Origin of the sequence: Pontimicrobium sp. IMCC45349 (assembly GCF_047219225.1) — a bacterium.
Classification (GTDB): domain Bacteria; phylum Bacteroidota; class Bacteroidia; order Flavobacteriales; family Flavobacteriaceae; genus IMCC45349.
Window position 1 is genome coordinate 1,376,029 of the sequence record NZ_CP178208.1, and the last position, 13,032, is coordinate 1,389,060.

The 13,032-nt window shown below is 31.9% G+C and carries 9 protein-coding genes; 7 read left to right on the plus strand and 2 right to left on the minus strand.

The window, feature by feature from the left end:
• The first annotated feature begins 123 nt into the window (after window positions 1–123).
• The 6 genes from lepA (at window position 124) to ACLII3_RS06465 (ending at window position 9,457) form a co-directional block, all read left to right on the plus strand.
• Window positions 124–1,920, plus strand: a complete 1,797-nt coding sequence (lepA, locus tag ACLII3_RS06440; RefSeq protein WP_412987399.1) for a translation elongation factor 4 — start codon at window positions 124–126, stop codon at window positions 1,918–1,920.
• A 20-nt stretch (window positions 1,921–1,940) separates the two neighbouring features.
• Window positions 1,941–2,789 carry a universal stress protein gene (locus ACLII3_RS06445; protein WP_412987400.1) on the plus strand — a complete coding sequence of 283 codons (849 nt, stop codon included), beginning with the start codon at window positions 1,941–1,943 and terminating at the stop codon, window positions 2,787–2,789.
• Complete coding sequence (locus ACLII3_RS06450; protein WP_412987402.1) at window positions 2,790–5,063, plus strand: SulP family inorganic anion transporter; 2,274 nt, start codon at window positions 2,790–2,792, stop codon at window positions 5,061–5,063.
• 67 nt (window positions 5,064–5,130) lie between these two features.
• On the plus strand, window positions 5,131–5,994 hold the full coding sequence (locus ACLII3_RS06455; RefSeq protein ID WP_412987403.1) for an MBL fold metallo-hydrolase: 864 nt from the start codon (window positions 5,131–5,133) through the stop codon (window positions 5,992–5,994).
• A 3-nt stretch (window positions 5,995–5,997) separates the two neighbouring features.
• Window positions 5,998–7,608: a S8 family peptidase gene (locus ACLII3_RS06460; RefSeq protein WP_412987405.1), complete on the plus strand. Its 1,611-nt coding sequence runs from the start codon at window positions 5,998–6,000 to the stop codon at window positions 7,606–7,608.
• Window positions 7,609–7,633: 25 nt separating this feature from the next.
• A complete protein-coding gene (locus ACLII3_RS06465) occupies window positions 7,634–9,457 on the plus strand; it encodes a M1 family metallopeptidase (protein ID WP_412987406.1) in 1,824 nt (607 codons plus the stop codon).
• A gap of 29 nt (window positions 9,458–9,486) precedes the next feature.
• On the opposite strand, the gene ACLII3_RS06470 is transcribed toward ACLII3_RS06465, so the two are convergent.
• Both ACLII3_RS06470 and ACLII3_RS06475 read right to left on the minus strand, forming a co-directional pair.
• Complete coding sequence (locus ACLII3_RS06470; RefSeq protein WP_412987407.1) at window positions 9,487–10,671, minus strand: succinylglutamate desuccinylase/aspartoacylase family protein; 1,185 nt, start codon at window positions 10,669–10,671, stop codon at window positions 9,487–9,489.
• Window positions 10,672–10,674: 3 nt separating this feature from the next.
• Window positions 10,675–12,525 carry a CBS domain-containing protein gene (locus ACLII3_RS06475; RefSeq protein ID WP_412987408.1) on the minus strand — a complete coding sequence of 617 codons (1,851 nt, stop codon included), beginning with the start codon at window positions 12,523–12,525 and terminating at the stop codon, window positions 10,675–10,677.
• A 123-nt stretch (window positions 12,526–12,648) separates the two neighbouring features.
• On the opposite strand from ACLII3_RS06475, the gene rnpA reads away from it, so the two are divergent.
• Window positions 12,649–13,020 carry a ribonuclease P protein component gene (gene rnpA, locus ACLII3_RS06480; protein WP_412987410.1) on the plus strand — a complete coding sequence of 124 codons (372 nt, stop codon included), beginning with the start codon at window positions 12,649–12,651 and terminating at the stop codon, window positions 13,018–13,020.
• Window positions 13,021–13,032: the final 12 nt, after the last annotated feature.

The following is a 13,032-nucleotide window of genomic DNA, read 5'->3' on the forward strand; positions in this document are numbered from 1 at the left end:
TACGGTAAAACCATAAATCGATAAGAAGATTATAATAACCAACATACTACAGTTATAAACTTATAATCATATAATTTTGTTTACTTTTGCAAACTCACAGCAAAAGCGCTGAATTAGGCATACATGAAGAATATTAGAAACTTTTGCATTATTGCACATATAGATCACGGAAAAAGTACATTAGCAGATAGACTTTTAGATTATACTGGCTCTGTAACCGAACGTGAAAAACAAGACCAACTTTTAGATAGTATGGACTTAGAGCGTGAACGTGGTATTACCATTAAGTCTCATGCCATACAAATGGAATATACTTATAAAGGTGAAGAGTATATTTTAAATTTAATTGACACTCCTGGTCACGTAGATTTTAGTTATGAAGTATCACGCTCAATTGCTGCTTGTGAAGGTGCATTACTAATTGTAGATGCTGCTCAAAGCATACAAGCACAAACCATTTCTAACCTTTATTTAGCATTAGATAATGACTTAGAAATTATCCCTGTATTAAATAAGGTTGATTTACCAAGTGCTAACCCAGAAGAAGTAACCGATGATATTGTAGATTTATTAGGCTGTGATCCCGAAGAAGTGATTCATGCCAGTGGAAAAACGGGATTTGGTGTAGATAATGTCTTAGCAGCTGTTATAGATAGAATTCCTGCTCCTGAAGGAAATCCAAACGAACCTTTACAGGCCTTAATTTTTGATTCTGTTTACAACCCTTTTAGAGGTGTAGAAACTTACTTTAGAGTTATTAATGGTTCTATTAAAAAAAATCAACAAATTAAATTTATTGCTACAGGTAAAACCTATGGTGCAGATGAAGTTGGAACCTTAAAGCTTAACCAAGTTGTAAAGCAAGAGATAAAAACAGGTGATGTAGGTTATCTAATTACTGGTATTAAAGATGCTCGTGAAGTAAAAGTTGGTGATACTATTACAGACGCTAAAAACCCAACAACAAATGCCATTGAAGGTTTTGAAGATGTAAAACCAATGGTATTTGCTGGAATTTATCCTGTTGACACCGAAGATTATGAAGAGTTAAGAGCATCAATGGAAAAGCTTCAGCTTAACGATGCTTCTTTAGTATTTACACCTGAAAGTTCGGCAGCATTAGGTTTTGGTTTCCGTTGTGGATTCTTAGGAATGTTGCACATGGAGATCATTCAAGAACGTTTAGAGCGTGAGTTTAACATGACTGTTATTACTACTGTTCCTAACGTATCTTATCATGCTTTTACTAAAAAGTATCCAGACGAAATAATTATTGTGAATAATCCAACAGACTTACCTGACCCTTCAGGATTAGATCGTGTTGAAGAGCCTTATATTAAAGCAACTATTATTACTAAAGCCGATTTTGTTGGTAATGTAATGTCGTTGTGTATTGAAAAAAGAGGAATGATTACCAATCAAACCTATTTAACACCAGAGCGTGTTGAATTAACGTTTGATATGCCTTTAGCAGAAATTGTATTTGATTTTTATGACAGATTAAAAACCGTTTCAAAAGGATATGCTTCTTTTGATTACCATCCAATTGGTATGCGTGTTTCTAAATTAGTTCGTGTAGATATTCTTTTAAATTCTCAACAAGTAGATGCGCTTTCTGCATTAATACATGCTGATAATGCACAAACAATTGGTAAAAAAATGTGTGAAAAGCTAAAAGAATTAATTCCAAGACAACAATTTGACATTCCTATTCAAGCTGCTATTGGAGCAAAGATTATCTCTAGAGAAACCATAAAAGCATTACGTAAAGATGTAACCGCTAAATGTTACGGAGGTGATATTTCACGTAAACGTAAACTTTTAGAAAAACAGAAAAAAGGGAAAAAACGTATGCGTCAAGTAGGTAATGTAGAAATACCTCAACAAGCATTTATGGCTGTTTTAAAGTTAAATGACTAACTCAAAAAATAATATACCATTTGAGCCTAAAGCCCTTTAAAACAATAGGTATAGGAGTTACTTTCTCTCCAAATCTTGAAGCAAACATCAATGAAGCTGCTCGGTTAGCAGTTTTATTTAACTGTAAGCTTATACTCATTCATGTTGGAGAGAAATCTAATGATAAAGAAAATAGCTTTCAAGAGTTTTTAAAACCTTTTGAAAAATACAATTTGGATTTTGAAATTGTATTTCAAACTGGTGATCCTGTTGAGGTTATTTTGTCTACAACACAACAACAAAATGTTGACTTACTGATTTTAGGAGCATTAAAACGTGAAAACTTTTTGAAGTATTACATGGGTTCCATTGCTAGAAAAATTACACGTCAAGCAAAATGTTCGGTATTATTACTTATAAACCCTTCGGTTAATAGGATTCCATGTAACCATATTGTTGTAAATGGTTTAGAAGATCCTAAAACCCAAGAAACAATTTCTACAGCATTTTATGTTGCTAATAAACTAAACTCTAAAAAACTTACTATTGTTGAAGAGATTAGTCAAGAAGAAGTTTCAATAAAGGTTGACGATGATAAATCACTTAGACAAGCTACAATTTTAAAAGAGCGTTTAAAAATACGTGAAGAGTCTAGGGTTAAAAAAATCATTGAAGAACTACCAAAAGACCATTTGTCAGATATTACCATAAAAACACAACCTATTTTTGGTAAAAGAGGTTACTCAATTGGTCATTATGCACAAGTAGTAAGAGCCGATTTATTAGTTATGAATGCGCCTTCAAAAATGACATTTTGGGATCGTTTATTTCCTCATGATATCGAACATATTTTAACCGAATTACCAACTGATGTTTTAATAGTACAATAAATGAGCCCTAAAAAAAACAGCTTAAAAGACTTTTTAAAAACATTACCAAAGAACATCTTCTCTGGTTTTGTGGTAAGTCTTATTGCGCTTCCGTTAGGTCTTGGATTAGCCATGGCTAGTGAAGCACCTCCAATTGCTGGAATTATTACAGCTGTTATTGGAGGTTTAACCGTTTCTATTTTAGGTGGTAGTAACGTTACTATTACTGGTCCAGGAAATAGTTTGGTTGGTGTTGTAGCTGGAGCTGTTTTATTTTATGCAACTCAAAGCGGTTTAGATGGTGAAGCAGCTAGCCAACAAGGCTATTTTGTTGTGCTAGCAGCAATCGTTTGCTCAGGTATGTTATTAGCTATTTTAGGCTTCTTACGCTTAGGAAAGTTAGCCGATTTTTTTCCTTCATCAGCTATTCAAGGAATGCTAGCAGCTATAGGTTTGATCATTTTAGCAAAATCAACGCATACCATGTTGGCAAACCAAGGTACAAAAGGTGTTTCTTTGTCCATTGGAGATTTTGTTATAGTTGAAGAAGGTAGTGTTTTAGGATTATTGTTTGGTATTCCAAAAACCATTATTGGTGCTTTTTCATATGATAATTCAGGATTAACATATGCAGCCATTGCTGGTGTTTTAGGGCTAGCTATTATGGTGTTTTACCCAAAAATTAGAAACAAGTATTTACAGCTGATTCCAGCACCAATGTGGATTGTTATATTTCCAATTATATTTAGTTATTACTACGAATTAGTTTTACAAAAACCCAATCCAATCGATTCTGGATATATGATTTCTAATATTCCAGATTTCAATTCTATTGTTACTAATTTACCTACTGTAGATTTTAGTCATATTGCAAGTCCTGCATTCTGGTCTATTGTTATTACCCTTACACTTATTGCTAGTATAGAATCGTTATTGAGTATAAAAGCCGTTGATAAGCTTGATCCTGAAAAAAGAAGATCTAATGTTAACAGAGACTTGAAGGCTCTTGGGCTAGCTACAATTGGTAGTGGATTTTTAGGAGGCTTAAATGTTGTAACGGTAATAGCACGAAGCTCAGTAAATGTTAATAATGGCGGAAACAATCGTTCGGCAAATTTCTTTCATGCGTTCTTCTTAGTGCTTTTTATTGCTTTGTTTAGCACACAGTTAACTCGCATTCCACTACCTGCGCTAATGGCTATCCTTGTATTTACAGGTTATAAATTAGCCTCTCCAAATGTGGTTAAAAAAATATTTTCTATCGGAAAAGAACAATTGATTATTTTCTTTGTAACCCTACTTGCAACCCTAAAAATAGGACTAATAGAAGGTATTCTACTTGGAGTAATAACAACGTTTATTATTCATATAATCATCAATAAAAGTTTTTCTTTATTTTTTAGAAATTGGTTAAAACCAAATGTATTAATGTTTAAAGAAGATGATGGAAATTACTTTGTAAGTGTAAAACATTTCTGCAGCTTTATTAATTTTTATAAACTAAAGAATAAGTTAGATGCAATTCCTGAAAATCAAGAAGTGATTGTTGATTTTTCAATGTGTGATTTTGTAGATCATACAGTAATGGAAAACCTTAACAATTATCAAGAATTATTTACAAAACGTGGAGGCCATTTTGAAGTTATTGGTTTAGATATGCATGGAACAGACTCTGAGCATCCATTTGCTTTAAGGCGTTTAATTCCGTTTTCAAATATCTTACCTAACAACCTTACTAAAAGACAAACACAAATTGAAGAAATCGCTCAAGATTTTGAATTAAACTATAATACATCTAAAAACAAAGAAGCTTATTTTTTAGATAACTTCTTATTCTTTAAAACAAGACAAATTGATCATACTTTTAATCAAATGTCTAATGGGAAATCACATTTTAAACTTTTTGATATTACCTTTTCTGAAGGTGAATTTATCGCAAAAGAAGTTGTAAGAACAACCATGGCTTACATTGAACTTGACAAAGAACTACCAACATTTACTTTAGATAAAGAAGGATTTTTAGAAAAAATGTATGCCCTTGCTGGTTTTAAGGATATTCCTTTTGATAACCATCCCGATTTTTCTAATAGGTTTTACTTATTAGGTGAAGACGAAGGTGCTATTAAAACAACTTTTACAACAGACGTTATCAGGTTTTTTGAAAGTAATCCATACTACCATATAGAATCTAATGGTAGAGGTTTATTAATTTTCGAAAAAGAACGTCTAGCAAGTATTAAAGAAATTAAGGCGCTATTAGACTTTAGTAAAAGGCTTGAAGTAGTTATTTCCTAATGCTTTCTAGTAAAAATTAAGTTAATCTTTCTGCAGTTTTAATAAGCTTTTATTAATTTGCATTACTATGAGATTATACCCAATAAACGCAGGAAATTTTAAATTAGATGGTGGTGCCATGTTTGGTGTGGTTCCTAAATCATTATGGACAAGAACTAATCCAGCCGACAGTAACAACATGATTGATATTGCTGCACGTTGTTTGTTAATAGAAGATGGTAATCGATTAATATTAATTGATACTGGAATGGGAGACAAGCAAAGTGATAAGTTTTTTGGTTACTATCACCTTTGGGGAAATGATACGATAGATAAGTCTTTGGCTAAATATGGCTTTCATAGAGATGATATTACCGATGTATTTATGACACATTTACACTTCGATCATTGTGGTGGAAGTGTGCAATGGAATAAAGACAGAACAGGTTATGAACCTGCTTTTAAAAACGCACATTTTTGGAGTAATGAAAACCATTGGAAATGGGCAACGCAACCAAATAATAGAGAAAAAGCATCCTTTTTAAAAGAAAATATCCTTCCAATGGAAGAAAGTGGACAGCTTAAGTTTACTTCAATACCAGAAACTAACATCTTAACAGAATCTGATTTAGGCTTTGATATCTTTTTTGCGAATGGACATACTGAAAAGCAAATGATTCCGATGATTAACTATAAAGGAAAAACCATCTGTTTTATGGCAGATTTATTACCAACAGCAGGTCATTTACCATTACCTTTTGTAATGGGTTATGATACAAGACCTTTATTAACATTGGATGAAAAAGCGCAATTTTTAAATACAGCTGCCGATAATAATTATTATCTCTTTTTAGAGCACGATGCTCACAATGAAATAATAACAGTTAAACATACTGAAAAAGGTGTGCGCTTAAACGAAGTACATACTTGCAATGATATTCTCGACTTATAATACATGAAACACACACTTGGAAAATATTTAGTATTTACAACACTAACTCTATTATTAACAAGTTGTGGTGGAACTTCGGATATTATATCTACACCAGAAGATAAAATTGATAAAACACCTATAAAATTCTCTAGCTTATCAGATAGCGAAGAAAAAGAGTGGAGTCACCTTGATTTAGTAAACGATACAATTCCTGGAATTAGTTTAAATAAAGCTTATAGTGAATTAATTAAACGAAAAGGAAAAACTGTAATTGTTGCTATTATCGATTCTGGAATTGACATTGACCATGAAGATCTTAGGCAAAATGTTTGGGTAAATGAAGATGAAATTCCTAACAATGGAAAAGATGATGATAACAATGGTTATATCGATGATATTCATGGTTGGAATTTTCTTGGAGATGCTAACTTTACACGTTTTGAATACGTAAGATTGTTAGCAACTGGCAATACAAATCATCCAAGATATGCAGAAGCAAAATCTGAATATGATGGACAAGTAAAAAAATATACCGATTTAAAATCGCAATATTTAAAGCTATTAAATGATATTGATACATCAGATAAGGCAATTTCAAAGTATTTAAATAAAAAAGAATACACACTTCAAGACATTAATGGTATTAAAACCCAAAACAAGTCGCTTCAAGAACATATTGACAATATTAAAATGGCATTTAGTTTTGGTCATGAAACCATTGCCAATTTAAAAGCTGCATTGCAAAGAGATATTAACGGCTTTTCTGACCGTTTAGAGTACCACCTCAACCTCAACTTTGATGGTAGAAAATTAGTAGGCGATAATCCCAATGATATAAATGACACTAATTACGGAAACAATAACGTAAAACCCATAACTCAAGAACGCAGTCATGGCACACACGTTTCTGGAATTGTTGCGGCAAAACGCAATAATGGCATTGGTATAAATGGTGTTGCTAATAATGTAAAAATTATGGCTATTCGCAACACACCAAATGGAGATGAGTACGATAAAGATGTTGCCTTAGCTATTAGATATGCTGTAAATAATGGTGCAAAAGTTATTAATATGAGTTTCGGTAAATACTATTCTCCGCATAGCGAATGGGTAAGAGATGCTATAGCTTATGCTGGAGAACACGAAGTTGTAATTGTAACTGGAGCTGGTAACGAAGGCTTAAATGTCGATAAGTTTAATAACTTCCCTAATGACCAAATAGATAATGGTCCCGAAGTATCAAATAATTTCATAAATGTTGGTGCTACAGAATATAGATATGGCTCAACATTGGTAGCAGACTATTCTAATTTTGGAAAAATAAATGTAGATGTATTTGCACCTGGAACTCAAATATATTCAACTTACCCAAGTAATAGCTATGAGTTTGCTAAAGGTACTTCTATGGCTTCACCAACTGTAGCTGGAATTGCAGCTTTATTATTTTCACAATATCCAAACTTAACTGCTGCTCAAGTAAAACAAATAATAATGGATTCTGGTACACCAATAAACACTAAAGTAGTTGTTGGCGCCAATAATAGAGTAATAGAATTTAAAGAACTTTCAAAATCTGGTAAAATAGTAAATGCTTATAACGCATTACTTTTAGCTAGTAAAATTTCAAAATAACACGTAATTAATTAGAACTCCCATAATGAAGCACTTACTTACGCTCCTAACAATTTTTGCATTGTCTTTTAATAGCGCTTTTGCATTCAATAACACAAGCTATTGGCAACAACATGTTGATTATACAATGGATGTAAATGTGGATGTTGAAACCTTTACTTATCAAGGTACGCAATCACTTGTTTACACCAATAATTCGCCTGATGTATTACAAAAAGTATTTTACCATTTATACTTTAATGCTTTTCAACCTGAAAGCGAAATGGACGTACGTTCACGTACTATTTTAGATCCTAGTTATAAAATTGGTGATCGAATTCAGCATTTAGCACCAGAAGATATTGGTTTTTTAAATGTAAACAGCTTATCACAAAATGGTGTCGCTTTAAATTTTGAAGTTGTTGGAACTGTTTTAGAGGTTGCTTTAAATAAACCTATACAACCTGGTGAAAAAGTGCTTTTTGAAATGACTTTTGATGGTCAAATACCTGAACAAATTCGTCGATCAGGAAAAAACAACAAAGAAGGTGTGGCACTGTCTATGGCACAATGGTATCCTAAAATGGCTGAATACGATTTTGAAGGTTGGCATGCAGATCCATACATAGCAAGAGAATTTCATGGTGTTTGGGGAGACTTTGATGTAAAATTAACCTTAGATAAAAACTATATGGTTGGAGGTACTGGTTACCTTCAAAATCCAGATGAAGTTGGTCATGGCTACGAAACAAAACCCTTAAAAAAACACAAAGGAAAAACACTAACATGGCATTTTAAAGCACCTAATGTACACGACTTTACTTGGGCTGCTGACCCTAATTTTGTGCACGATAAAATGCAAGTACCTAATGGTCCAATGTTGCACTTTTTATATAAAAATGATTTAGAAGAAAAGTATGCAAAACGTTGGAAAGATTTACAGCCAAAAACAGTAGCACTAATGGCCTTTTTTAGCGAACATATAGGTAAATATCCTTATGAACAATATTCGGTAATACAAGCAGGAGATGGCGGAATGGAGTATGGTATGTGTACGCTTATTACTGGACATCGTACTTTTAAAAGCTTGGTAAGTGTTACTTCACACGAAATGGCACATACATGGTTTCAGTTTTTACTGGCAACAAACGAAGCTAGACACGAGTGGATGGACGAAGGTTTTACAGATTACATTTGTACTATTGCCGAAAACGAAGTGTTAGGTATTGAAGATAACCATCCTTTAGAAGGCTCATACAAACGTTATATTAAAGAAGTTTTAAGTGGTGACGAACAACCAATGAGCACACATGCCGATAGGTATAAACTTAATAAGTCTTATAGCACTTCATCTTATAGAAAAGGTGCTGTGTTTTTAGCACAATTAGGTTATGTAATTGGAGAAGATAATTTAAAAGAAACACTAAAACTGTACTTTAAAACTTGGGCTTTTAAACATCCTACACCAAATGATTTTATACGTTGTGCCGAAAAAGTATCTGGTTTAGAGCTTGATTGGTATTTAATTGATTGGACACAAACAACCAATACTATTGATTATGGTGTAAAGAGTGTAACATCTAGTGACGAAAACACCTTAATAACCATAGAACGAATTGGACTTATGCCAATGCCAATAGATTTTGTAGTAGAGTTAGTTGATGGTACTCAGCAACACTTTAATATTCCGTTACGCATTATGAGAGGTGAAAAGCCTGTTGCTAAAGATACTGTGATATTAGAAGATTGGGCTTGGGCACATCCTACTTATGAGGTTGTAATAAATGTACCTAAATCCAATATTAAAAGTGTAGTTATTGATCCAGAAAACAAAATGGCAGATATTAATAAATACAATAACAAAAATTAAATAGCAAAAGCCTCTTCACTTGAAGAGGCTTATTTATACCATGCTTCGTTTTTATACATTTTAAATTTCGCAGCACGTTCTCTGTTAGAAATTCTTAAATGTGACGCATCTAACTGCCTACTTCTATAACCTAATAAGTGAAATATTGGTTTTGCTAAAAATTTTGCAACTAGTAAATTAACACGAAGTACCTCTTTTCTTTTATTTTCCCAAGTAATTCCAGGCATTAATACAAATAACTTGTCGGCTCTTATGTAGCGTAACCATTCCGATAGTTTTAAAAAGAATGGTCGAATACGTCTGATAATAAAAAACCCTTCTTTTCCTTTTTCTTGATATAATGGCATAAATATTTTTCCACTATAGCGCGACTTTAACTCTTCATTATTATATAAAGCCAACACATTACCTCGTTTTACGTCTTCAAAACTTTTATAACCTAATTGCATCTCGAAGGTATCACCATTTAATATGCGATGTAAGTGTATAACTTCAAACATATCCGACAATCCTTCAGCTGCTTTTTGCAGTTGTTTTTTGTATTTCTCTATTTCTTCCGATTGGTAAACACTTGTAAAATGTAAAGCTAAATTTATAAATGCTATATTATTTGTAATTGACTTTTTGTCGTTATGTTGTCCAGATTCAAAACCTAATGACACATATCCTAACTCATTAACATAACTTAATAAAGGTCCATGTAAATACTCTTCTATTCCTAGTACAATTGGAACAGGAAATAGTTTTGAAAATTTTCTATTAATAAGTGCATCATTAATAGTAATAAAAGGTAGTGTTTTACTTGATGTAGTATGTAAATCGATAAAGTAAAAAGGCCCTTTTTCGGTTTTTAAAATATCTTTTAAAATATTGTAAATATCTATTTGCTCTTGAGTTTCAGAGTGTTTTTTAGGCGTCATATCTAACATTGCCAACTGGTCAAATGTCCAAAGCCTGTTTAAATCAGCATCAATATAACGTTTACCTTGTTCCAAGGCATTTAAATTACCTGTTATACCATAAATGGTCCCTTTTACATTGGTTTGGTCTATAGTTTTTAAAACCTTCTCTAAAGCAAATACACCAGCTGATTCATTTCCATGAATGCCGCCAAAAAAAACCATGGTAGGTCCTTCTTGTGTGCCTTTAATTTTTTTAATGATGCGTTCTACAGAAATACTTTCTTGTAGTGCTTTGCTATACACTTCTATCATAGATTAAAAATCGTTTGTGGTAATAATGCCTATTAGTTTTTTGTTTCTTATTACAGGTAAACAGCAAATATTATTAATGGTCATTCTATGTTTAGCAGCTTCTAATGTGTCAAATTGATTAGCTGTAATTATTTCTTTAACCATAAAACTTTTTACAGATTTACGTAGCTTTTCTTTATCATCTTGAATGGATTTTAAATCTGTCCAAGACAGCAATCCAATAATTTCTCTTTTGTTATTAATTACTGGCATATGATGGATGTTTTTCCATCGCATAATATTTAGTACTAATTCTAAACTATCATTTTTACGAACAGAGAAAATGTCTTTATTCATTTTATGCTTTACTAGTTTTCTATCAGTATTAGATAAAGTTGTATTAACATCTAAATTACTCCAACTAGAAATAGGATAACCTTTTTCTTGTTTTTCATAAAGTTTAGCAGTTAATGTTTGTGCAGCTTCAAAAGGACGTTGTGTTTTAAGTAAAGTTCTATAATTTCTTACCATCCATTGCGAGCCAGTACTTGCTTGTACTCTATTTTCTATCATTTTTAAATAATACTCTACATCTTTAGGAGACACACCTGCTTTATACAGTCCTTTATAAGCCATTGGTAATAATTCGTCTAGAATTAATTGATGACTACTAATGTATTTCCCATTCCATAAAAATTGAGTAGCCATACCATAACGAGCTGCTAAAAAGAAATTTGCTTTAGCTTCTTTAAAATCCATCTTCTCATGGATATTGTCATACTTTTTTGAACGACCTAACATAACTCCTACCCAAAACATCATGTTTGCAATTTCATCGGCAACTGTTGGTCCAGAAGGAATATATCTGTTTTCTATACGTAAATGAGGTTTTCCGTTACCTACACCATAACAAGCGCGATTCCATCTATACACTGTTCCATTGTGTAAGCTCAATGCTTTAAGTTTAGGGATTTCTCCTTTTTCAAGCATTTCAACACTATCCTTAATATACTCAGAGGTTACTAAACTTCTAAATCTGGAGATATTATCTTTAAAAATATCGGTTACAGAACCAGAGGTCCAATCGCTTCCAAAACTTACTCTTGATTGTTTTTCGTTAAGCGTAAAAGAATTTGCTCTTGTATCTACACTTTGGGTAAATAAGGCAATTCGTGTTTCACTCCACAACTCTTTTCCAAATAATATTGGTGAATTGGTACATACACTTAGTATAGGACCAGAAATGGCTTGTGCCCAATTATAATCATCTATAAAACGATCTGGATGAATTTGTAAATGCATTTGAAAGCTTGTATTACAACCTTCTAACATTACTGTGTCGTGTAGTAAGTTTAATTCGTCAACACCTTTAATATGTATGTTAAAATCTTGTTTTCTTGACTCTGTAATAGCTTCATTTAATACTGCATAACGCTGTATAGGCGTCATATTATCTACACTAATGTTTTTTTGAGTTAGTGTAGGTAAAATTCCTGTTAATAGTATTTTAGTTTCCTGTTTATCAGCTACTTTTTTTGCTTTTTCTAATAAGGTAGTTAACTGATTAGAAAGCTTAGAAAAACAATCGTCTGTTAATTCAAAAGGATCTAGATTTAACTCTAAATTATAACTACCTATTTCGGTTGTAAAATGTGCGTCATCAATTTCTTTTAATACTTCTAACGAGTTATTACTAGCTTTAAATTCTTTATTAATTAAACAAAATTCCTGCTCTGCTCCTATTCTAATTGGTTCAGTTTCAATTAACCCTTTTTCAATCATCATATCTAAAGCATCAATATCTTTAACTAGTTGATGTATATAATCTGACTTATCTTTTTTATTAGATAGCTTTATTACTTTTAAATCTCCCATGGCAAAAACTCTTAAGTATTAACAATGAAAGTTACATTAAGTAAAGCGTTTAAAAAATGATTTTTATCATACCTACTTTACATAGCTTATGTTAATGATATTGTTACTTTTGTAAACTATACTATGAATACTACTTATTCCAAAAAAGAAAAACTAAAAAGCAAAAAGCTTATTGACCAATTATTTACCGAAGGTCAATCTGTTTCGGCATATCCTTTGCGTTTAGTTTTTTTAGAAGCACCTTTAGATGATAATGTAAAAGCAAAAACAGGTGTGTCTGTAAGTAAGCGTTATTTTAAAAAAGCTGTAGATAGAAATAGAGTAAAACGCTTATTAAGAGAAGCCTACAGGCTTAATAAAAACTCATATTTTAACAACATTACAACACAATATGCGTTGATGATTTTGTACATTGGAAAAGAAAAACCAACCTATAGTTTTGTAGAATCTAAAATGAATACACTTTTTGATAAATTTTCTTCAAAAGTGTCTTAAAATATAATCTTA